18 protein-coding genes are annotated in these 22,510 nt (G+C 70.1%); 10 read left to right on the plus strand and 8 right to left on the minus strand.

Going from position 1 to position 22,510, the window contains the following annotated elements; all coding sequences use genetic code 11:
• Nucleotides 1–11: 11 nt before the first annotated feature.
• Complete coding sequence (locus AB0I82_RS05310; protein WP_363255715.1) at nucleotides 12–2,816, minus strand: non-ribosomal peptide synthetase; 2,805 nt, start codon at nucleotides 2,814–2,816, stop codon at nucleotides 12–14.
• Between the two features lie 250 nt (nucleotides 2,817–3,066).
• Between AB0I82_RS05310 and AB0I82_RS05315 the strand changes: the two genes are divergently transcribed.
• Entirely contained in the window at nucleotides 3,067–3,432 is a 366-nt protein-coding gene (locus tag AB0I82_RS05315; RefSeq protein WP_363255716.1) for a hypothetical protein, read from the plus strand.
• A gap of 239 nt (nucleotides 3,433–3,671) precedes the next feature.
• On the opposite strand, the gene AB0I82_RS05320 is transcribed toward AB0I82_RS05315, so the two are convergent.
• The 5 genes from AB0I82_RS05320 to argG all read right to left on the minus strand — a co-directional run bounded on the left by AB0I82_RS05320 (nucleotide 3,672) and on the right by argG (nucleotide 9,290).
• Nucleotides 3,672–5,255 (minus strand): amidase, encoded by a 1,584-nt coding sequence (locus AB0I82_RS05320; protein ID WP_363255717.1) that lies wholly within the window; start codon nucleotides 5,253–5,255, stop codon nucleotides 3,672–3,674.
• Nucleotides 5,252–6,535 carry an MAB_1171c family putative transporter gene (locus AB0I82_RS05325; protein ID WP_363255718.1) on the minus strand — a complete coding sequence of 428 codons (1,284 nt, stop codon included), beginning with the start codon at nucleotides 6,533–6,535 and terminating at the stop codon, nucleotides 5,252–5,254. The genes AB0I82_RS05320 and AB0I82_RS05325 overlap by 4 nt, the downstream gene beginning before the upstream one ends.
• 24 nt (nucleotides 6,536–6,559) lie before the next feature.
• Nucleotides 6,560–7,111: a hypothetical protein gene (locus tag AB0I82_RS05330; protein WP_363255719.1), complete on the minus strand. Its 552-nt coding sequence runs from the start codon at nucleotides 7,109–7,111 to the stop codon at nucleotides 6,560–6,562.
• A gap of 35 nt (nucleotides 7,112–7,146) precedes the next feature.
• Complete coding sequence (locus AB0I82_RS05335) at nucleotides 7,147–7,671, minus strand: hypothetical protein (RefSeq protein WP_363255720.1); 525 nt, start codon at nucleotides 7,669–7,671, stop codon at nucleotides 7,147–7,149.
• Nucleotides 7,672–7,841: 170 nt separating this feature from the next.
• Nucleotides 7,842–9,290, minus strand: coding sequence for an argininosuccinate synthase (gene argG / locus AB0I82_RS05340; protein WP_363255721.1), 1,449 nt, complete (start codon nucleotides 9,288–9,290; stop codon nucleotides 7,842–7,844).
• 281 nt (nucleotides 9,291–9,571) lie between these two features.
• Here argG and AB0I82_RS05345 point away from each other — a divergent pair, with 281 nt between their 5' ends.
• The 8 genes from AB0I82_RS05345 to AB0I82_RS05380 all read left to right on the plus strand — a co-directional run bounded on the left by AB0I82_RS05345 (nucleotide 9,572) and on the right by AB0I82_RS05380 (nucleotide 19,115).
• Nucleotides 9,572–10,447 carry a hypothetical protein gene (locus tag AB0I82_RS05345; protein WP_363255722.1) on the plus strand — a complete coding sequence of 292 codons (876 nt, stop codon included), beginning with the start codon at nucleotides 9,572–9,574 and terminating at the stop codon, nucleotides 10,445–10,447.
• A 262-nt stretch (nucleotides 10,448–10,709) separates the two neighbouring features.
• Nucleotides 10,710–11,237 (plus strand): pyridoxamine 5'-phosphate oxidase family protein, encoded by a 528-nt coding sequence (locus tag AB0I82_RS05350; protein ID WP_363255723.1) that lies wholly within the window; start codon nucleotides 10,710–10,712, stop codon nucleotides 11,235–11,237.
• Nucleotides 11,234–12,208 carry an ROK family protein gene (locus AB0I82_RS05355; RefSeq protein WP_363255724.1) on the plus strand — a complete coding sequence of 325 codons (975 nt, stop codon included), beginning with the start codon at nucleotides 11,234–11,236 and terminating at the stop codon, nucleotides 12,206–12,208. Before AB0I82_RS05350 ends, AB0I82_RS05355 begins: the two co-directional genes overlap by 4 nt.
• A 186-nt stretch (nucleotides 12,209–12,394) precedes the next feature.
• Nucleotides 12,395–12,706: a hypothetical protein gene (locus AB0I82_RS05360; protein ID WP_363255725.1), complete on the plus strand. Its 312-nt coding sequence runs from the start codon at nucleotides 12,395–12,397 to the stop codon at nucleotides 12,704–12,706.
• 87 nt (nucleotides 12,707–12,793) lie between these two features.
• The gene (locus tag AB0I82_RS05365; RefSeq protein ID WP_363255726.1) at nucleotides 12,794–15,946 is read left to right on the plus strand and encodes a non-ribosomal peptide synthetase; all 3,153 of its coding nucleotides are present in this window, start codon (nucleotides 12,794–12,796) and stop codon (nucleotides 15,944–15,946) included.
• A gap of 66 nt (nucleotides 15,947–16,012) precedes the next feature.
• The gene (locus tag AB0I82_RS05370) at nucleotides 16,013–17,353 is read left to right on the plus strand and encodes an extracellular solute-binding protein (protein ID WP_363255728.1); all 1,341 of its coding nucleotides are present in this window, start codon (nucleotides 16,013–16,015) and stop codon (nucleotides 17,351–17,353) included.
• The gene (locus AB0I82_RS05375; RefSeq protein ID WP_363255729.1) at nucleotides 17,350–18,276 is read left to right on the plus strand and encodes a sugar ABC transporter permease; all 927 of its coding nucleotides are present in this window, start codon (nucleotides 17,350–17,352) and stop codon (nucleotides 18,274–18,276) included. Before AB0I82_RS05370 ends, AB0I82_RS05375 begins: the two co-directional genes overlap by 4 nt.
• Entirely contained in the window at nucleotides 18,273–19,115 is an 843-nt protein-coding gene (locus tag AB0I82_RS05380; RefSeq protein WP_363255730.1) for a carbohydrate ABC transporter permease, read from the plus strand. The genes AB0I82_RS05375 and AB0I82_RS05380 overlap by 4 nt, the downstream gene beginning before the upstream one ends.
• A gap of 3 nt (nucleotides 19,116–19,118) precedes the next feature.
• On the opposite strand, the gene AB0I82_RS05385 is transcribed toward AB0I82_RS05380, so the two are convergent.
• A complete protein-coding gene (locus AB0I82_RS05385) occupies nucleotides 19,119–20,411 on the minus strand; it encodes a hypothetical protein (protein WP_363255731.1) in 1,293 nt (430 codons plus the stop codon).
• A 250-nt stretch (nucleotides 20,412–20,661) separates the two neighbouring features.
• Between AB0I82_RS05385 and AB0I82_RS05390 the strand changes: the two genes are divergently transcribed.
• Nucleotides 20,662–21,948: an alpha/beta fold hydrolase gene (locus AB0I82_RS05390; RefSeq protein ID WP_363255732.1), complete on the plus strand. Its 1,287-nt coding sequence runs from the start codon at nucleotides 20,662–20,664 to the stop codon at nucleotides 21,946–21,948.
• Nucleotides 21,949–21,978: 30 nt separating this feature from the next.
• Here the strand turns inward: AB0I82_RS05390 and AB0I82_RS05395 are convergent, their stop codons facing one another.
• Nucleotides 21,979–22,485: a lamin tail domain-containing protein gene (locus tag AB0I82_RS05395; protein ID WP_363255733.1), complete on the minus strand. Its 507-nt coding sequence runs from the start codon at nucleotides 22,483–22,485 to the stop codon at nucleotides 21,979–21,981.
• Between the last annotated feature and the right edge of the window lie 25 nt (nucleotides 22,486–22,510).

The raw sequence follows: 22,510 nt of genomic DNA on the forward strand, positions 1-22,510 counted from the left end.
CTCGTCTCTGCTCACTTGCCGTCGAGGGACCGGTCGAGTTCGGACCGGAGGATGGTCTGGAAGGCGGCGACGTGTTGCGGGCCCATGAGTGTGTAGTGCTCGCCGGGGACGTCGAGGTAGCGGTTCTCCTCGCGGGTGTGCTCGTCCCAACGGCGCAGCTCGTTGTTGAGCCAGTCCTCCTTGGTGCCGCGCAGGGGGATGGCGTAGAAGACGCTCATCGTGCGCACGGTGCCACTCGGGGTGTACGTCCGTCCGAGCCCGGTCAGGCCGTCGGCGAGGTCCGCCCAGGCCGTGAACCGTTCCAGGTCCAGGTCCAGTTCGGTCAGCCGTTCCGGTGGGGCGATGTCGATCAGGTGCTTGAGCTGGGCGTCCTTGCCGAGCGGTCGCAGCTGCGCGGGCAGCTCGGCGGCCTGCTGTTTGGAGACCAGTTCCAGGAACATCGCCAGGTTGACGGCGGTCTCGATGTAGTCGAGTTCGTCCATGCGGTACTTGATGTGGGGCGGGAGGTTGAAGCTGCCGAGGAAGTCGACGCGCTCGCCCTCGGCCTCCAGGATCTTGGCGATCTCGAAGGCCACCGCGGAGCCGAAGGAGTAACCGGCCAGCGCGTACGGGCCGTGCGGCTGCTTTTCGCGGATGGCGGCCGCGTAGGTACGGGCCATCTCGTCGAAGGACTCGAAGGGTTTCTCGCCGGGGTTGAAGCCGCGCGCCCGCAGCGCGTAGAAGGGGCGCTCCTGTACGAAGTACTTGGCCAGGTTGACGAAGACGAGGACCTCGCCGACGCCCGGGTGGACGCAGAACAGTGGTGTCCTGTCGCCACTGGTCTGCAGGGGGACGATCGGGTCGTACGCGGCCGGGTCGGCGCCCTCGCGTACCGTGAGCCGCTTGGCGAGCTCGCGGACGCTCGGCGCGGTGAGGATGGCGAGTACCGGCAGGTCCACGGCGCCGAGCCGGCTGCCCACCAGCCGTTTCATGCGCAGGATGTCCAGCGAGGTGCCGCCCAGGTCGAAGAAGCTCGCCGTGGCGCTGACCGTCCCGGGTGCCATGTCGAACAGTTCCGCGTAGATCTCCGCCAGTGCCTGCTCGGTTTCGCCCTCGGGGGCGGTGTATCCGCCGAGGTGGCGGGTGACCACGTCGTCGACAGTGGCGCGTTGCGCGGCGTAGTCGCCGGCCTCCAGGCGCTTTCGCAGGAGGGAACGCTGGATCTTGCCGAGGCTGGTCTTGGGGAAGGCGTCCGCGGGCAGTGGCAGCAGCAGCGCCGGGCGGAAGCCCCAGGCCATGACGGTGCTGTTGCGCATCGCGATCAGCAGGCGGTGCAGACCGGCCTCGTCGTCCGGGGCGAGGGTGGTCGCGAAGGCCACGACGAGCTGTTCCGTGTCGCTGCCTTCGGGGCGGGTCGGGGAGGCCGCGACGTACGACTTTCGTACCCCGTCCAGGTCCTCCAGGAGCGCTTCCAGCTCGTGGCTGAAGTAGTTCACGCCGTTGACGATGATGCTGTCCTTGCTGCGCCCGACGAGGGTGAGCCTGCCGTCGACGAGGCGTCCCAGGTCGCCGGTGCGGAACCAGCCGTCGGGGGTGAAGGCGTCCTTGGTGGCCTGTGCGTTGTGGAAGTACCCGTTGGTGATCATCGGGCCGGTCAGCTGTACCTCGCCGATCTCGGCGTCGTCCTCCAGCACCCGTACTGGGTCGTCCTCGGCGGCGATCCGGATGGCCAGCCCGGCCACCGGGCGGCCGACCGCGGCGAACTCCGCGCCGAGGTCGCCCTCGGGGAATTCGCGGTTGTAGATGCTTCCGGCGCAGGTCTCGGTCATGCCGAAGGCCGGCCACAGCACGTCGCGGGCCAGGCCGTACCGGGCGAGCTTGTCGAGGAATGCCACTCCGGTGGTGACGAGGTTGGCTTCACCGCCGGAGACGATGTGCCGGACGCTGGACAGGTCAAGCGAAAGACCGTCCGGCAGTTGGTCCAGCGCCTGATTGATGAGGCCGAGCAGGAAGTTGGGCGTGAAGGTCATCGTCACGCGGTGTGCGTCGATGAGCCGGAGGAAGCGAACCGGGTCGCCGAGGATTCTGTCCGGGGTGGTCTGCAGTTGGTTCGCGCCGACCGACAGTGGCAGCAGGTGCGCCTCCAGCAGGGCGGCGACGTGATCGTACGAGATCCAGTTGAGTGTGATGTCCGTCGAGGTGAGGCCCTGTGTGTCGGCCTTCGCCGCCATGGAGGCCAGCAGGTTGGCGTGGGTGAGCAGCACGGCCTTGGAATTGCCGGTGGAGCCCGAGGTGAGCACCATCAGGGCGACGTCCGAAGGTCGGGCCTCGGAGATCTCCATGAGGTCGTTACCGGGGCGGGCGTCGGCGGTGAGGTCGTTGAGGTTGTTGAGGTCGTCGAGGACCGCCACCTCCAGGTCCGGGATCTCCGGTATCTCCTCGCGCAGTCCCGCCGTGGTGATCAGCAGCGGACCATCGAGCAGGGCGTTGACGTGCACGAGCTGGGCGCTCCACCGCTCCTGGTCGTTGCGGAGGGGTACGAGGGGGCAGGCGGTCATGCCGCCGAGCAGGCAGGCCCAGAAGGCGGGCAGGAAGTCGTCCGGCCGCTCCAGCAGCAGCGCGACCTTACGGCCGGGCTCCGCGCCACGGGCGCGCAGGCCCGCCAGGATCAGCCGGGCCTCGTCCAGCAGCTCGGGGTACGGCTGGAGCCGGGTCTCGGCCGGATCGTCCGTCAGGCAGTACTGCAGCCCGTTGCCCGGGTGCTGCTGGGCAGCCCGGAGCAGCAGGTCAGCGAGGTGCGTGGGCTGTACGGACAGTCGTTCCTGACACATCGTCATCGTTCATCGCCCCTCTCTCGAACCAGAACCGAAACGAGACGCTCCGCCGATTGCTCACCCATGTCCCGTGAGTCACTCACCCGTTAAATCAGCCTGATTCCGAAAGGGAATTGACGGTGAGTCACAGTTCTTGACCCGGCAATCGGAGAGAAACCACACCCGGTCGGAACCGTGTTGGAGTTCTTCTCGCAACCCAAGGACGTCAGGCCATCCGGCCGACTGTCGCCGCGCTGCGAAGAAGGGGTAATTCATGAGTGTTTACCGCCGCAATAACCGAATCCGCGCCGGCCGCCGGCGGTGGGTGGGGTTCGCCGGGACGGTGGTGGCCGCGGTGGCGGTCATGGGTGTCGGTGGGGCCGGTACGGCTTCGGCGGCCACGATGACGACCGCGCACGCGGGCCACGGGACGGCGCCCGCGGCCGGCCTCACCAGCCCGGTGGGCGAGTCGGTGGACGCGCTGTGGCAGCACGTCGAGATGTACCACCTGAGCGATCCGTCGTGGGAGCTGACCAGTATGCTCACCGACCCGTCCGGGAACCTGAAGGTCCACGGGCAGATGCTGGACGACACGCTCTCCCCGGTCGTCGGGGCGGCCACCGGGGCTCTCGGCGGCTGAAAATGTGCGTCATGATCCCGCACGGGCCGCCCGGCTGGCCCAAGTCGCCTCTGCGGGGCTAAGCTGATCATTGGCCCGGATGCCGCATCCCCCGTCGGTATCCGGGCCGTTTCGCGTATGCCGCACCGCGGCGGCAGCACAGAGGGCCCCAGGTTGCAGAACCTGGGGCCCTCTGTCGTACGGGCTCTTCCTGCCCCACCCCCGTGGAGGCCGGACGAGCCCGGGTCAGTGGCGCTCGCTCACGCGGTGAACTCGGTGAAAGCGGGCGGGCGGACGGGCTCGGGCAGCAGCCGGGCGAGGTGCTTGGCCACGTCGAGGACCGTGCGGTCGGCCAGGTAGGGGCCGATGATCTGGATGGCCAGCGGCAGGCCGTCGGCGGTCTTGCCGGCGGGGATGACGGCGGCGGGAAGCTTGACGTGACCGGCCATGTTCAGCCATGCCGTCTGGTCGAAGTACGGCCGCTTTTCGCCGTCGACGGTGATGGACCGGCCGGGGACCGGGGTGGCGGTCTGATCGTCGACGGCCACGGTCGGGGCGGCGGGCGTGATCAGTACGTCGTGGTCGGCGAAGTAGTCGGCCCAGCGGCCGCGCAGCTTCTCGCGCTCCTCGTTGGCGAGCAGCCAGTCCCGGTGCCGCATCGTCCGCGACTTCAGGAAGAGGGCAGCCGGGGCGTCCGCGTCGGTCTTGTCGGCGGCCTCGATGTCGGCGGCGAAGCCCTCATCGGTGGCGGTCGCGCTCGCCGTGGCGTACATGAGGCGCTGGAACAGCTTGTCGCTGTCGGCGAGGTCCACGGGCCGGGTGGAGTCGTCGAGGGTGGCGCCGGCGGATCGTACGATCTCGGCGACCCGGTCCAGGAGTTCGCGGGTGTCCTTGTCGACGTGGCAGTACGGGTCGTCCTGCCAGAGGCCGATCCGGTAGTCGGCGAGGCGCTTGTGCTTCGGGGCCGGGAGGTCGATCTTCCAGGCGGCGGCGTCGGCCGGGGCCGGTGCGGCGAGCACGTCCAGGAGGGCGTCGAGGTCCTCGGGCGTACGGGCGATCGGGCCGACGGTGAGCATGTCGGAGCTGGTGAGCCAGCCGGGCGGGCGCGGGATGTGGCCGCGGGTCGGCACGATGCCGAAGCTGGGGCGCAGTGCATACACACCGCAGTATGCAGCCGGCAGTCGGAGGGATCCGGCGAGGTCCGAGCCGACTTCGAGGCTGGTGAGCCCGGCGGCGACGGCGGCGGCCGGGCCGCCGGAGGAGCCGCCGGCGGTCTTGGTGTCGTCGTGGGGGTTCTTCGTCGTGCCGAAGAGGGGGTTGGAGGTCTGGATGTCCTGGCACATCGTCGGGACGTTGGTCTTGCCGACGAGGACGGCGCCGGCGGCGCGGAGCCGGGCGACGGCGTCGGCGTCCTGGTCCGGGACGTGGTCGGTGAGGTCCGGGGAGCCGCTGGTGGTGCGCAGACCCCGGGTCTCCAGGGCGTCCTTCACGGTGAGGGGCAGGCCGTGCAGCGGGCCGAGCGGCTTGCCGGTCTCGGCCAGGTGACGGTCCGCGTCGTCGGCGGCGGCGCGGGCGGCGTCGGCGTCGAGGGTGACGACCGCGTTCAGGTCGTCGGTCTCGGCGATGTGCTGGAGGTACTGCTCCAGCAGGGCCCGGCTGGTGATCCTGCGCTCGCGCAGCGCGGCGAGCTGTTCGTGCGCGGGGGCCAGGTGCAGTGCCTTGTGGGGGGTCGTGCGCGGGGCCTTCGTTGCGCCGCCGCGGGCGCGGGCGGCGGCGGGTGAGGCCATGGCGGCCGCTGCGGCGATGGCCGTGGAGGTGATGAGGAGGGTGCGTCGGAGAATCACGAACGGGCTCCAGGTGTGGTGCTGTGGGAGGTGGCGGCGTGAGGGCTCTCGGGTGGAGGCTGGGGGCCCTCGGACCGAGTGTGGGGGCTCTCGGATGGAGGCTGGGGGCTCCCGGACGGCGGGGTGAAGTACGAGGCGACGCGCTGAAGATGCGTCAGTTCGTCTTCGGTGGTGGCGAGGGGCAGCTCCGCGTCGGCGTACTCGGCGGGGGTTTCGAGGGGGTCGTTCGCGCGGTGCCGGAGGAGGGCGGCGCGGATCTGGTCGGCGGTGACGGCCGCGGCGAGGTCCGCGCCGGTGAGTCCCTCGGTACGGCGCCGGGCCTCGGACTCCTCGCGCGCGGCCGGGTCGAGGTAGCGGCGCAGCAGCTTCTGGCCCTGGCGGATCTCGACGCGGCGGCGCAGCAGGGGGAAGTGGGCGCTCCGGCCGCGCAGCAGGTCGTCGCGGTGCGGGGCCGGGCGGCGCAGGGTGATGCCGGGGTCGGCCTGGTCGAGTGCGGCCCACAGGTGGCGCAGTTGCCGGTAGCGGAGGTGTGCGGTCGTCCAGTCGCGGGCGGCTGCGGTCCGGCGGGCCAGGGTGGGGAGGAAGTAGCCGATCTGGGTGGCGGTGGCGCCGATGTCGCCGCAGGCCCAGGCGAACGGGTCGAGGTGCCGGACGTCGAAGCCGGCCTCGGCGCCGACGACCGCGCCGATGCGGATGGTGCTGTAGCCGAGGGTGATGATCGCGCCGACGGTGATGAGCCGCAGGCCCCAGGTGATCGAGGGGTTGGTCGCGGTGCGGGCGTACTTCCAGCAGGACCGTGCGAGGTAGAGCTCGGCGACGGTGTACATGCCGAAGTACAGCAGTACGTACGCCTGGTAGTACGGATCGTGCGCGTAGTACGTCGCGAAGTCGGCGGGGCGGGTCGTCGCCGGGGTGAGCAGGGCGAACAGTACGGCCATGGCGGCGATGACCGCGGCGGCCGCGATGAGGAGGAGGCGGCTGCGGCGGCGGGCTTCCGGGGCCGGCTTCGACCAGTACGCGAGGACGGTGGCCTGGAGCGCGAAGACGAGGATCACGCAGCTCTGGGCGAGCGGTACGGAGATGTTGGTGATGCCGAAGACGCCGTCGATGCGCACCCACACCCAGGTGAGGGAGACGGCGTAACTGATCGCGGAGAAGCCGTACGTGAGGGCCAGCGCGACCAGGGCACGGTCGCGGCGGCTCTTGGCGAGGTCGCGCAGCAGAAAGAGGAATCCGCTGCCGGCGATCGCCAGACACAGGGGGTGGAGTATGTCCTTCACGAGGCTTTCACGGGGCCAATTCGGTCAGCGCAGCAGCGTACGGGCGATGGGGTCGGAGTCCCGGGAGATTCGGGAGGTGCGGGAGGCCGTGGCGCGGGTGTTGCTCACGTGCTCCTGCAGGAGGGAACCGAGCATTTCGGCTTCGAACTCCTCGGGTTCGTTGTAGCGGGTCCGGCCCAGGACGAGTTTGACCGTGCTGGGGTCGATGCCGTCGATCAGGCCGCCGAGGCTGCCCTGGGCGATCGGGGCCTTGCCGCGGTGTCGCCTGAGCATGTGCGCGAACTCGTGGCCGACGATGATCTCGGCGTGTGCGCGGCTGATGCCGGTGTCGTAGAAGACATAGTCCGTTGTCTCCGTGGCGAGCCACATGCCGCAGGGGGCTGAGGCGTCCAGGGAGTCCGCGTCGGCCGGGTCCGGGGTGAACGGCATGAGCCGGATCGACCGGCCGAACCGATTCTCCATGAACGGTACGAGGTCGAGGACGCTGTCCACGGGCGGCAGGTCCAGCTCCGCCACGAATGCGCGGCTGCGACGCTCGATCTCGTCGGCCGCGCGGTCGCGGCGGCTGCGCCGCATACGGCTTCCTCTCAGGATCGACGCCTTGGGGCCCGTCACGGCGAGCCCCTCTCGGGGTCGGCGGGCAGCTCTTTCCCGGGGTCGGCAGGCAGCCCTTCCATCTCCCGTACCGCGTCGATGGCCTCCAGGACCTTGCGCTGGCTGGTGTCGGACAGGCCCATCGCGCGGAGGGCGATCTCCCGCACGCCGGCCTCGCTGAGCTTCCGCAGGAGCTCGAACTGGTCGGCGACCTTGCGGGTGATCTCGTCCTCGACGAAGTAGCCGGCCTCCACGCCGAAGAAGCGCGCGAGGAGCGGTACGAGGGTGATCGTCGGAGTCCGTTCGCCCTTGCGCAGCATCCCGATGTAGGCGCCGGTGAAGCTGTCGTCGCCGTACGAGGAGATCGTCCGTGCCACGTGCGCGTTGCTGAACTCCTTGGTCCCGGGTGCGCGCACCCGGTCGAAGAGGAAGTTCAGCCGCTCGGCGAACGAAGCGCCCGGCCCCGGGACGGGTACCGGAGCGGGGGCCGCGGGGTGCTCCCCCGGCGTCCCTGCGTCGGCGCTGTCGTCCACTATGGCCACGGCTGCTTCCTCTCGATCCGCCTAAACTATAGTTGACGCCGCAGCGTGACCGGAAGCCCGGGTTCTGTGAGGAGCGCGACGCAAACGAGAGTGAGCCGACGCAAACGACAGCGAACCCCGGCGAATGCCATCGCCGGGGCCCGCTGTACGTGTACGACCGGTGACCGGCCTCAGTCCGTGCCGGACTCCATCGCGGCGCGGTCCAGCGCCGCGTCCTCCGCCGAGACCTCGCCGCGCGAGGCGATCGCCTGGGCGCCGCCCTGGTCCATGGCCCCGATCAGACCGGTCGAGGCCGCCTGAGCAGCACCGATCGGCGTCGGGTGGACGCTGCCGACCAGGCCCAGACCCGCGTACTGCTCAAGGCGCGCACGGGAGTCGGCGATGTCCAGGTTCCGCATGGTCAGCTGGCCGATCCGGTCCACCGGGCCGAACGCCGAGTCCTCGGTGCGCTCCATGGAGAGCTTGTCCGGGTGGTAGCTGAACGCCGGGCCCGTGGTGTCGAGGATCGAGTAGTCCTCACCGCGCCGCAGCCGCAGCGTCACCTCGCCGGTGACGGCCGCGCCGACCCAGCGCTGCAGCGACTCGCGGATCATCAGCGCCTGCGGGTCCAGCCAGCGGCCCTCGTACATCAGCCGGCCGAGCCGCCGGCCCTCGTTGTGGTACGCGGCCAGCGTGTCCTCGTTGTGGATCGCGTTGACCAGCCGCTCGTAGACGATGTGCAGCAGCGCCATGCCCGGCGCCTCGTAGATGCCGCGGCTCTTCGCCTCGATGATCCGGTTCTCGATCTGGTCGGACATGCCCAGACCGTGCCGGCCGCCGATCGCGTTGGCCTCCATGACCAGGTCGACCGGGGAGGCGAACTCCTTGCCGTTGATCGTGACCGGGCGGCCCTGGTCGAAGCCGATCGTCACGTCCTCGGTGTCGATCTCCACCGACGGGTCCCAGAACCGCACGCCCATGATCGGGTCGACCGTCTCGATGCCGGTGTCGAGGTGCTCCAGAGTCTTCGCCTCGTGCGTGGCGCCCCAGATGTTGGCGTCCGTGGAGTACGCCTTCTCGGTCGAGTCCCGGTACGGCAGCCCGTGCGCGACCAGCCACTCCGACATCTCCTTGCGGCCGCCGAGCTCCGTGACGAAGTCCGCGTCCAGCCAGGGCTTGTAGATCCGCAGGTGCGGGTTGGCGAGCAGCCCGTAGCGGTAGAACCGCTCGATGTCGTTGCCCTTGTACGTGGAGCCGTCGCCCCAGATCTGTACGCCGTCCTCCAGCATGGCCCGCACCAGCAGCGTGCCGGTCACGGCGCGGCCGAGCGGGGTGGTGTTGAAGTACGGGCGCCCGCCCGACCTGATGTGGAACGCGCCACACGCGAGCGCGGCCAGCCCTTCCTCGACCAGCGCGGCACGGCAGTCGACGAGCCGGGTGATCTCGGCGCCGTACGCGGTGGCACGGCCGGGCACGGACGCGATGTCCGGCTCGTCGTACTGACCGATGTCGGCGGTGTACGTGCACGGGACGGCACCCTTGTCGCGCATCCAGGCGACGGCGACCGAGGTGTCGAGCCCGCCGGAGAAGGCAATGCCGACGCGCTCGCCGGTGGGGAGGGAGGTGAGGACCTTGGACATGGCAAGAGTATGCAACATCCTGTATGACCATGCAAGGCGGGTCGCGGCGATGACTTCTCCGGCATATGCGCGGCCGTCGGACCCCGGCGGCCGTCGGGCGACACCTCGGCGGCCGTCGGGCGATACCTCGGCGGTCGTCGGGCGATACCCCGTACGGGCCTCTCCCCTGCGTGGCGGACGGCGCCCCCGCCGCAAAAGTGGTGCGCTCTGACCTGTACAGGGGGGCACACCACGACAGGAGAGTCATGCGTACCGCTCTGCAGAGACACGGGGCGAGGGCTGTGACCGCCGCCCTCGCCTTCGCCCTCGCCTTCGCTTTCACCCCGCTCGGCGGCGTGGCCACCGCCAATGCCACGCGCCACGGCAACGATGCCCACAAGCCCGTCGAGGTGTCCGTCGGCGACTCCGGCATCCACGCACCGGACAGCGCGCAAGCCGGTCTGGTCGACTTCCACGTCAAGACCGACGACCCGAAGGGCCGCTCCCTCCAGGCGCTCCGGCCGCGCCACGGCGTCTCGATCCACAAGGTGCTCACCGACCTGGCCATGGCCGTCGGCGACAACCCCGCTGCCGCCGCCAAGGCCGTCTCATCGATTCGCGACGAGGCGGAACTGTACGGCGGGGCCCATGTCACCCCGTCCGTGTCGGAAACCTTCACCACTCCGATCACGGCGGGCACCGTCACCCTCCTGGACTTCACCGCCTTCCTCAAGGACCCGGCGCATCCGGTCACCCACACCCTGGAACTGCACGGCAACCCGTCGTCCAAGGAACGTGCGGACTTCCCCGACTCCATCGTGACCACGAAGCACACCGAAGCCGGTCCCCGCTTCGAGGTGCACGGCCTGCACAAGGCCGAGGAGAACATCCTGGCCCACAACGCGTCGGACGAAATCCACGAGGTGGCGCTCCAGCCCGTGAAACCGGGCACCACCGACGAGCAGATCCAGAAGGCATTCAGCAGCCCCTCGGCCGGCGAGCCGCCCTTCACCGGCCCGCCCCTCGGCCTCGGCGCCATCTCCCCCGGCCGCACGACTCTCCTGACTATGCATCACCTCCCGCCGGGCACCTACGCGTTGATCTGCTTCGTCCCGGACGACAAGACCGGGCACCCGCACGTCGCCATGGGGATGCACAAGGTCGTGGTGTTGAAGTGACATTGAAGTGAGACATGGCGGCCGGCTCCACGGCTGACATGCACCGACGGTGCGCTGCTCCTCGGGGAGCAGCGCACCGCACGCGTCCGCACCACCGCGCCGCCCGCGCAATCGGAAAATTGATTACTGGTCAGCAGCGGCCATCCGACTGAGAAACTCTTGGCGTTACTGTCGGGCCTCTTTACACTGAGCGCGCAGCAGATTCCGCAGACGCGTCCGACCGGGCAGCCATCATTCCGCAACGGGGCGACTGGAGGGCACCGTGTCCGTCTCGATCGAAGAACTCTGCGAGACCGCAGGCGAGATCCTTCGCACGACTCGTTATATGACACTGGGCACCGCTTCGGCCGCAGGAGTCCCGATGGTGACTCCGCTGGCGCACGCCTGGGACGACCAGGACGCTTTCTATTGGATTTCCGGATCGGACGCCGTGCATTCTCTGAATATCGAGCACAATCCGGCGGTTTCGCTCGTCGTATTCGACTCCAATCCGACCGACGGGGGTGGCCAGGGTCTCTACGCACACGGTCGGGCGGAGATGCTGCACGGCGACGCCCTGACCGAGGGCTGCGAGGTCTACTACTCCCGCCGCTACCCGGACCCGGCGGCCCGCGCGAAGCGGTACCAGCCGCCCGCGCGGTTCCGGGACCCCGCCCCCAACCGGCTGTACCGGGCGCGGATCGAGTCGTACTCGGTACTGGACCCCAATGGTCACCCCGTGCACGGGGACGAGGTCAGCCACCGCGTCACCATTCCGTTCCGCACCGGGCGCCTCAGCGGGGCCGCGTGAGCCGCCCGCCCGGCGAGAGCGCCGTGCTCGGGCTCGACATCGGGGGTACGGCGATCAAGTCGGCGCTCGTCGCCCCGGACGGCAGACCGCTGGGCGCCGTCACCCACCACTCCGTACAGGCCGCTCGGCGCGACCCGGAGGCGATCGTCGGCGCGGTGCTCGACCGTGCCGCGGGTCTCCTGGAGGCGGCGGTGGCCCAGGGGGTGGCGGTCCGCGCCCTCGGCGTCGCGGCCTGCGGGGTGATCGACGAGTCGGCGGGCGTCGCCGTCTTCTCGGCCTCCTTCGGCTGGCGGGACGTGCCGCTGCGCAGGCTGCTGGCCGAGCGCACCGGCCTGCCGGTCGTCCTGGGACACGATGTACGGGCCGGAGGCGTGGCCGAGGCGCGGCTCGGCGCCGGCCGCGGGCACGAGGTGTTCCTCTTCGTGCCCGTCGGTACCGGAGTGGGGGCGGCGGTCATGCTCGGCGGGCGGCCGTTCACCGGCGGGCACTGGCGGGCCGGTGAGCTCGGGCATGTGGTGGTGCGGCCCGGGGGCGACCGGTGCGGCTGTGGCCAGCGCGGCTGCGTGAGCACGCTGGCGGGCGGAGCTGCCCTCGTCAAGCGGTACCGGCGGCTGGCCGAGTTGGACGGCGGCGCCCCGACGGATGCCGCCACGGTCGTGCGGCTGGCCACCGAGGGGGACCGGGTCGCGGCCGGAGTGTGGGCGGAGGCCGTGGCAGCGCTGGCCGAATCACTCGCTCTCGGCGTCACGCTCTTCGACCCTTCGGCCGTCATCGTGGGCGGCGGACTCGGCCGCTCCGGCGACCTGCTGTTCCATCCTTTGCGCGAACAGCTCGCCGGGCGGCTGACGTTCCAGATCATGCCGGAACTGCTGCCCGCCGCTCTGGGGGACGAGGCCGGCTGCCTGGGCGCTGCACTGCTCGCCTGGGATTCGCTGGGCGAACGCACGGGTGTCGGCACGCCGACGATCTGAACGTCAGGGAAAACGCTCCGCTCGGTCGCGAATGCACATGAGCCGCGCGCTGCGCAATTCCCGTGGCGCGAAAAGGGAATGGCCGATAAGCGCCGCCCGAATGGCCTTGTGTTCGACCTTCCCGCCCCGCACACTCGGCAAAAGAAAAACCGTCGCACTTTCCTTCATTCGCGCGAGGAGACCTGCATGGCTACTCCCAAGATCGTCGGAGGCAACACCCCGGTCGAAGACTGGAAGCAGCACCAGGAGCAGGAGAACGGAACCGGCATCTACATCGATGTCGACACCTCGGCAGGAAACTTCACCAAGACCCCGGTGTACACGGCGAACTTGTGCGGCCGTGATTCCATGTGGACGACGACCGGCGGAAACACGATCTACACCCCCACGCCCAAGGGATTCCGGATCTATGTGCGGTGGCAGGACGGCCGTCCGCTGACCGTGGACTACGCCGTCAGCCACGACTGGTACATCAGCTGGATGGCCATGGAGGCATAACGTTCCGCCGCCAACGGCCCGGTACGGCCGCCCTCGCCCGCTCCCCCGCGGGCCGGGGCGGCTCGTTCGACCGGTCCTGGAGGTCTCATGGACGTACAGTTCCTGCACGAGCGCGAGGTGAAGCGGTTCAGCGGACGCACCGTCCCGTACCGCGCGGACCATTCCGTACCCGACCTCGTCCAGGAGGTCGCCACGCGCCACCCCGAAGCACCCGCGGTGGAGTTCGGCAACGATGTGCTGTCCTACCGCCGGCTGCTGACCGGGGTCGATTCCTTGGCCGGCCGGCTGGCCGCCCGGGGGGTGCGCCGCGGCGCACTCGTCCCGCTGGTGATGCGCAACGGCCCCGAGCTGCCGCTCGCCATGCTGGCGGTGTTGCGGGCCGGCGCCGCGTTCGTACCGCTCGACGAGCAGTGGCCCGCATCGCGGTTGCGCACGATGGTGAGCGCCTGCACGCCGCAGCTCGTTCTGTTGTCCCCCGGCGGCCCCAGGGGCGCTGCCTGGAACGGAATACCCGCCCTGACGGTGGATGTGCGGCGGACCGCGGCCGGGCCGAAGGGGCAGGTCGACGGGGTGCCCGGCCCGGACGACCTCGCCTACGGCTTCTACACCTCCGGCTCGACCGGCACCCCCAAATGCGCCCTGAACCGCCACCGAGGGCTGGTCAACCGCCTGCACCACATGAGCCGTCGCTTCCTCGACGGGCACGAGCGGCCCATCGTCCTGCAGAACAGCCGGCACACCTTCGACTCGTCGCTGTGGCAGTTGTTGTGGCCGCTGACCTGTGGTGGCCGGGTGGTCATCCCCGAACGGCGCGGCCTCCTCGACCTGCCCGGGACCGTTGCGGTCATCGACCGGCACCGGGTGACGATGACGGACTTCGTCCCGACGATCCTGGCCGCCCTGGTCGAACTGCTGCGCTCGCGACCGGAGTTGGTGCCACGGCTGTCCTCGCTGCGTACGCTGCTGGTCGGCGGCGAAGAGATCAACCACGGCAGCGTACGAGCGCTGCAGGAGATGCTGCCGGGCTTACGGATCACCAATACCTACGGCCCCACCGAGGCGTCCATCGGCATGGTGTTCCACGATGTGTCCCCCGACGACGCCGCGCCCCTTCCCATCGGGCGTCCCATCGACAATACGTGGGCCGCGGTCCTCGACGAGGAGTTGCGGCCGGCCGCCCCCGGTACGGTCGGTGACATCTGGATCGGCGGTGACTGCCTGGGCGCCGGTTATCTGGGCGCCCCCGAGCGGACCGCGCTGTCGTTTGTACCGAATCCCTTCCCGCAGCTGGCCGGCCCGTTGATGTACCGCACCGGGGACCTGGGCCACTACGGCGCGGACGATCTGCTGCGCTTCGACGGGCGCCAGGACCAGCAGGTGAAGATCGGCGGCGTGCGGGTGGAGCTCTCCGAGGTCGAGCACGCGATCGCTTCGCACCCGTTGGTACGCGAGGCCAAGGTGCTGGTCCGCGAGCACGGCGGCAGGTCGCACCTGGCGGCGTTCGTCACCGTGCGCGGCGCCCCGCCGACGGACGACCGTACGGCCGGGGGCGGCACGTCCGGGGCCCCCACGGCCGCCGAACTGAAGCGCCATGTCAGGACGCAACTCCCCGCGGAACTGACCCCCGGGCGGTTCACCGTCCTCGCGTCGATGCCGGTCAATGGCAACGGCAAGGCGGACCGCCAGGCCCTCGCCGACATGCTCGACACCGCGGCGCGGGCGGCCGCGCCCGCTCCCGTACCCGCGCGCAACGCAACAGAGCAGGCGCTGCTGGAACTCTGGGCCGAGGCCCTCCCGGAGCCCGTGGACAGTGCGGAGGACGACTTCTTCGACAGCGGCGGGGACTCGCTCGGCGCCCTGCGGCTCGCGCTGGCCATCACCGAACGGTTCGGCACCGCCTTCTCGGTCGGCGATGTGGTCGCCCTGTCCACGGTGGCCGCGCAGGCCGCCCATCTGGAGAACACAACGGGAGTACACGAACGAGCGGCGGCACACGGGCGCGCGGCCGCTCCGCCGCAGCGCCCGCAGACCCCCGCCGACTTCCCGGCGGACCTGCGGCTCCCGGCGGACATCAACCCCACCGCTGCGCACGGCCCCGCCCCTCCCATCGAGCGGGTGCTGCTCACCGGCGCCACCGGATTCGTCGGCGCCCAGCTCCTCCACGACCTGCTGCGGCGCACCGGCGCCACCGTCCACTGCCTCGCCCGCGCCGACACTCCGCAAGCGGCTCTCCGGCGCATCACCGCCAACCTCCAGTGGTACGGACTGTGGTCGGAGGAGACGGCCGACCGCATCGACGCCGTCCCCGGCGACCTCACCCGGCCGGGGCTCGGCCTGTCGTCCGCGGACCGCCGGCGGCTGTGCGAAGAGGTCGACACGGTGGTGCACGCCGGGGCCATGGTGAATCTCGTACGGGGTTACGCAGCCCACCGCTCCACCAATGTGGCCGGTACGGTCGAGCTGCTCCGGCTGGCGGCCGCCGCCCGGCCCGCGCACCTGCACTTCGTCTCCACCCTCGCCGCTGTCACCCCGCCGCGCGTACCGGAACCGTCCCGCGTACCGGAACCATCCCGCGTACCGGAGGCGCCGTTCGATGACGCGGAGCCGCCGGAGACCGGGTACGGCCAATCGAAGTGGGTGGCGGAGCAGCTGGTGCAGGCGGCGGCCGAGCGCGGGATGACCGTTGCCGTCCACCGCCTCGGCGAGGTCATGCCCGCGACGCGCACCGGTGTGCCCCATGCCGGCTCGCGCATCGAACTCCTCGTCAGGGCGTGCTTGCGCGTGGGCATGTACGTCACCAGCGATGAGTCCATCGACTACACGCCGGTCGACCACGTCGGGGAACTGCTGCTCGCCGCCGTCACCCACCGCCGGGACGGCTACTTCCATCTGCTGCGTCCGCACGGCCTGGCGCTCGACGAACTGCTGGGTGCCTTCGGGGACGCGTTCGGGCTGCGCAAGGCGGCGTACGACGAGTTCTGGCACGTACTGCAGGCGGCCTCCGCAGCCGCTCCGCGGGATCGGGACCTGGCCCGGGCCCTCGCGGTGCTGCCGCTGCCGTCGACGGTGCAGGACGATGTGCTCGGGCAAGGGCTCGCCCGGGTGTTCCGCGACGGCACCGCGCACTTCAGCACGGACCGCGCGGCAGGGCTGGCCGGGCTCGCCGGCCTCGACCTGGCTCCCGTCGGCCCGGGTGACATCGAGCCGTATGTCGCGCACCACCGGGATCGATTCCGGTAAACCGGTAAGAGCTGTGTCATAACCCTGGCCGGGCGCAGCACTCCGAATCCGACCGAAGGGCGAGCAGTGCGATCAGTGCACATCCGGATGTCCGGCGGCAGGGCGCTGCGCGCGCTTCTCGCCGCCGCGCTCCTCGCCGCGGTCAGTGGCCTCGCGGCGTGCGCGCCCGCCGGGAAGGCGGACGGGAGTGTGACACTGACGTTCGCGTCGTGGGTCCCGCACATCGAGCAGGTCGTGGAGAAGTGGAATGCCACGCACGACCGGGTCACGGTGCGGTACCAGGCGATGTCGGGCGATGACCAGACCAAGGTGCAGACGGCGATCGATGCCGGCGCGGGTCCCGATGTCACGCAGATCAGCCAGTTCCTGGTGCCCGACTACGCGATCAGCGGCCGGGCGGCGCCCATCGGCGAGTACGTCGGTGCCGCCGCCGGCCGGTTCTCCCCCGCCGCGTGGAAGTCGGTCGCCTTCGGCGGCGAGGTGTACGGCGTCCCGCAGGACACCGGGCCGACGGTCCTGTACTACCGGAAGGACCTCTTCGCCCAGTACGGCATCACCGTCCCGCGCACCTGGCAGGAGTTCCGGGCCGCCGCCGAGGCCGTGCGCAGGGCCGATCCCGATGCCCGGCTGACGGCCCTGCCGCCGAACGACGAGCGGTGGTGGCAGGGGCTCCTGTGGCAGTCCGGCACGCGGTGGTCCGGGATCAAGGGACAGTCGTGGGTGGCTGCCATCGACACTCCGGCGTCACAACGCGTGGCCCGGTACTGGCAGTCGCTCCTCGACGCGGGGTTGGTCGTGCCGCGTCAGGCATACGGCCCTGCCACCTGGAACGCCATCCAGCGGAACGAGATCCTCGCCCTCTCGCACGCCTCCTGGTTCTCCGAGCTCCTCGCGACCAACGCCGCCGATCAGTCCGGCAAATGGGCCGTGGCTCCCCTCCCCACGTGGGAGGGCTCGGAGGCCACCGGTGACACCGGGGGCAGTGCCAACATCGTCTCCGCCGCGTCCGACCACCCCCGGGAAGCAGCGGAATTCGCCCTGTGGCTCAACACCGACCCCGACAGCCTGCGAATCCTCATCCACGCGTCCGGACTGCTGCCGGCGGCCACCACGGGGCTGGACCTGGCGGCCGCCGCCCCCGGAGTCGCGTACTTCGGAAACCAACGGATCAACCGGCTCTTCGTCGACGCGGCACGGCGCCTGTCGACGAGGTGGTCCTACGGACCGGGCATGGAACATTCCTACGCCACGTTCACCGGCGGCCTGGCCGACGTGGTCGACGGCCGTCGCAAGCTGCCCGGACTGATGACGGAAGTACAGTCCGCCACCGTCGCGCTGCTGACGGCGAAGGGGCTCAGTGTGACCGTTCCCAGCGCGTCGAAGCAGAGCTCGGGTGGCAGCCGGTGAGCGGCCGACAGTCGATGAACGCAACGCCCGCCGGCAGCCGGCAGCGCCGCATCGACCGCGTGGCCTACCTGTTCCTCGCCCCCTTCCTGGCGCTGTTCCTCGTCTTCACCGTCCTGCCGATCGTCCTCGCCGCGTACGACAGCCTCTTCACCGTGCGGTACTCGGGGCTGGGCCTGGGCGGGGGAACGCTGCGCTTCGTCGGCCTCGACAACTACGCGACCGCGCTGACCTCGCCCGATCTGCTGCTCGGTGTGTTGCGGATGACCGCGTTCGGGCTGGTGCAGGTGCCGGTCATGCTCGGTATCGCGCTGGCCCTCGCCCTCGTCTTCGACGCCGTCACGTCCCGCCTGTACTCCGTGCTGCGCACCGTCTATCTGCTGCCGTACGCGGTCCCCATCGTGATCGGCACGCTCGCCTGGGGGTTCCTCTACACGCCCCGCACCAGCCCGTTGAGCGGCGCCGTCGCGGCGTTGGGCGGGCCCAACGACCTCTTCGACGACTCGATCGTGCTGTGGTCGATGGGGAACGTGGTGACGTGGTCGTACATCGGCATCAACATGACGATCCTCTACACCTCCCTGCGCGGACTGCCGCGTGACACCTACGAGGCGGCCCGTCTGGACGGCGCCGGAGAACTGCGGATCGCCTGGTCGGTCAAGACGCCGCAGCTGCTGCCGGCGCTCATCATGACCACCGTCATGTCGATCATCGGCACACTGCAGATCTTCACCGAGCCGACCATCCTGCGGAATCTGACACCGACCATCTCCAGCACCTACACGCCCAACATGACGATCCGGACGATCGCCATCGGCCAGCAGAACCCACAACTCGCCGCCGCGACGGCCATCGTCCTCGCCGCGGTCATCTTCGTGCTCTCCTTCGGATTCCTCGCCCTCGTCCGACGAAGGAGCACACCGTGACGCGCCGGCGGCTCTGGCGGGGCCTGACGACGGTGCTGCTGCTCCTCACCGCGGCGTACTTCCTGCTGCCCATCTACTGGCTGGCGCTGGCCACGTCGAAGAGCCGGCCGGACCTCTACGGCACCCCGGGGCTCCTCCCCGCGGAGTTCCACCTGTGGGAGAACCTGGCCGCCCTGAGCGAGTACGACGGCGGCATCTTCTGGCGCTGGATGCTCAACTCGGTGCTGTACACCGGCGGTGGCGCGGCCGCGTGCGCGTGCATCTGTGCCCTCGCGGGCTACGCGCTCGCGGTCTACGACTTCCGGGGCCGGAACCAGGTCTTCACCACCATCATCGCCAGCGTGCTGGTGCCCAACACGGTACTGGCCCTGCCCATCTTCCAACTGGAGCGCAAACTGCACCTGGTGGACACCTACTGGGGGATGCTGCTCCCCCTGCTGGTGCTGCCGTTCGGGGTCTACCTCGCGCAGGTGTACACCGCGAGCGCCCTCCCCGCCGAACTCCTGGAAGCCGGCCGGGTCGACGGCGCCGGTGAATTCCGGCTGTTCCTCAAGGTCGGCGTCCGGCTGATACTGCCGGGCGTCCTGCTCGTCTTCCTGTACGCCTTCATCAGCATCTGGAACAACTTCTTCCTCCCGCTGATCCTCCTCTACGACGAGCGGCTGTACCCGCTGACGCTCGGCCTGCACAGCTGGAATCAGAGCGGCCTGACCGAGCCCCAGTTGCAGCAGCTGGTCGTGGTGGGTTCCTTCGTGTCGATGATTCCCCTGGTCATCCTGTTCCTGACGCTGCGGGATTACTGGAAGTCCGGGATCACGGCGGGCGGCCTGAAATTCTGACCTCTACAGATACACGGGATGGGCGCGCCCGGAACGTGCGGTGTTCAGGCGGGCTCCGGTTCCCACCCGGCTGAACGCCCCGACGAGCCTGCCGTTGACGGCTCCCAGCGCGAGATCGTGTGTACTCGGCGCTCCGTGCGGGTCGATATCGATCCGGGGAGCGGGGCAGTACTCCTGCACCAGCCACCGCTCCGTGAGCGCCAGTGTGACGGCGTCCTCCCAGGCCGAGGAGCCGGGCGAGCCGGGCAGCTCCCTGCCGACCACCACCCCCTCCCCACGGGTGTCCAACGGCCTCTTGAGGACGTACCGCTCCGGGCAGGCCCGGATCTCCCGCACGGTCGCGGCATCGCACAGTGCGATATTGCGCGACCAGGGAATGCTGGGCTTGACCAGCGCGTATGCCTGCGGAGGGAACAGGTCGGCGAATTGCGGATCGGAGAGCACGGCCAGGCACAGTTTGTTGTCGCCTATCAACCGGCCGCGCAGGCCGTTCTGGACGAACAGCGTGCGATCGCGCAGCGCACGGAGGTAGGGAGCCACTTCGTGGCGCATGGGCAGCAGGTGCTTGATCCTGATTTTGGCATAGGCGTGCCGCACCGGCTCGCCGTCCAGTACCACGCCCCCGTTCCCCGTGCGCAGGTCACGGGGGTCGCCGACAACGACTCGTACTCCCGCCTCGGCAAGGTCCGCGACGATGCCGTCCACGCTGCCGCTGCTGCTCCCCCGCGGCCGCAGTACGGCCACCGTCCCGGGCCTGGTGCCGGTCTCCTGCTCGGCGAGGTCGAGGAACCACTGGCCTGCCCACATTTCCGCGTCCGACGGCAGCGCCTCGGGCAGCCCGATCCCCCGCTCGGTGAGAAACGGCCGCCATGCGGCCCGGCAGAGTCCCGCGCTCCGCAGCCCGGACGGGCAGTTGGCGTTCGTCTCCAGGACCTTGAGTCCGTTGTCGGGCTGCGGCAGCAGATCGACGCGGAACAGATGCACCCGGTCGTCGTCGGCGGTCAGGACGTCCTGAGCCCAGGCGTCGGGGACGTTGACCACCTGCTGCACGCGTGGGTCGGCGGCGTGGGCGGACACAACGGTCTCGATCAGTCGATGGTAGGCGGCGACGAACTCCGTCAGCCGCGCACGCCACCCCGCATGCAGGCGCAGTGGTATCCCGTGCGGCGTCGGCGGCTGCCCGGCGGTCCCCTGCCACACCAGGCGCTGCTGGAGTCGCCGGCCTTCGGGGGTATCGGCCAGCCCCGCGACCCGGCGGAGGAACGTCGTATCGACCGCGGACCAGGAATGCACCATATTCGGAGAACCTCCCGCAGGAGTCAGCACGAACGAGCACGAAACAGGCACAGGCTATGTGCCGAACGCGACGGTCCACCCGGTCCCCACCGGCCAGATCCCCGGTGGCCGGACTCTCGGGTCGCCGCCGCGCACACCGACGGCTCGGTGCGGGTACTGGCGCTCTGATCCCATAGATCACCGGGGGCGTCCGCGCCGGGCGCCCCCGGAGGCGTACGCACCGTCCACCACCGAACCCGTTGGAGCACCCATGACCACCTCCTACCGCCACAACGGCCTGCTCTGCACCGACCACACGTGGGACGTCCCGCTCGATCACGCCCGCCCGGACGGCCCGTCGATCAGCCTCTTCGCCCGCGAGGTCGTCGCCGCGGAACACGAACACCGCGAGCTGCCGCTTCTGCTGTGGCTGCAGGGCGGCCCCGGATGCCGCGCCGAGCGGCCCAACGCGGCCGGCGCCTGGCTGCGCCGCGCCCTCAAGGAGTACCGCGTCGTCCTCATGGACCAACGCGGCACGGGCCGCTCCACCCCCGCGGACCGCCGCACCCTCGCCGTCCACGCGGATGCCGCCGCGGCCGCCGAGTACCTCGGACACTTCCGTGCCGACGCGATCGTGCGCGATGCCGAACTGCTGCGCCGCGAGCTGTGCGGGGACCGCCCCTGGACGGTCCTCGGCCAGAGCTTCGGCGGCTTCAGCGCGCTGACCTATCTGAGCCTCGCGCCGGAAGGGCTGGAGCGGGTGCTCATCACCGGCGGCCTGCCGCCGCTCACCGGCCACGCGGACGAGGTGTACCGCCCCGCGTACCGTCGCACGCTCGCTCACAACGAGCGCTACTTCGACCGTTACCCGGGCGACCAGGCGCTCGCCGATGCGGTCGCCGCCCACCTGGCCGCGCACGACGTACGGATGCCGTCCGGCGAGCGCCTCAGCGTCCGCCGTTTTCAGACCATGGGCATCGCCTTCGGCACGGCCTCCGGCTTCGACACCCTGCACTACCTGCTGGAATCCGCCTTTGTCGACGGTGCACGGGGGCCCGAGCTGTCGGACACCTTCCTGCGCGGCGTCGACGACGTCGTGTCTTTTGCCTCGCGTCCCCTGTACGCCGTGCTCCATGAGCCGATCTACGCCCAGGGCGGGCGCCCTACCAGCTGGTCGGCCCACCGCATCCGCGAGGAGTTCCCACAATTCGACGCGAACGGCCCTGGCCCGCTCCGCTTCACCGGCGAGATGGTCTACCCCTGGCAGTTCGAGGAGGACCCCGCCCTCGTACCGCTGGGCGAGACCGCGGACCTCCTCGCCCAACGCACCGACTGGCCGGCCCTGTACGACCTGGACCGGCTCGCCGACAACAACGTCCCGGTCACCGCCGCCGTCTACTACGACGACATGTTCGTCGACCGCGAGCAGTCACTGGCCACCGCTGACCTGGTACGCGGCCTGCGCCCGTGGATCACCAACACCCACGCCCACGACGGCGTACGAGCGGACCCCGCGGTCCTCGACCGGCTGCTGGACATGGCCTCCGGCCGGATCTGACGCGGATCAGCAGGTCAGCGGGTCAGCGGGTCAGCTGTGGAAGCGGATGTAGCCGTCGCGGTCGGGGTCCGAGCCGCTCTTGGTGTACGCGTGCACGTCCGAGCGGCTGCCGGACGGCTTGTACAGGTAGATCGTGTCGCGGTCGTTGTTCCACAGGAAGTTGCAGTTGTCGCGGTAGACCACGTTCCGCGCGTCGGAGTCGGAGCCGTAGCCGCCGCGCAGCTTCACATAGTCACCGGGCTGGAGGTAGTGGCTGGCGCTGAACTTGAAGCGGTTGCCGGCGGCGTCCTTGACGACATAGCCCTTGAGGTTGATGGTCGCCGAGCCCGAGTAGTTCTTGATCGTCAGGTACTCCTCGTCGGTGTTGCCGTAGGAGCAGCTGTTGGAGTCCCGGCCGGGGGCGTCGTACTGGACTCCGCGGATCTTCAACGCCGAGTGGTACTCGGCGGCCTGGGCCGGAGCGGCGGCGAGCACGGCCAGCGCGCCGGCGGCGAGGGCCGTGGCGGTGGCGGTGGCTATGACAGGGCTCTTGCGCAAGGGAATTCCCCCCATGTTTCACGGT

The organism is Streptomyces sp. NPDC050315 (assembly GCF_040655775.1).
Lineage (GTDB): Bacteria > Actinomycetota > Actinomycetes > Streptomycetales > Streptomycetaceae > Streptomyces.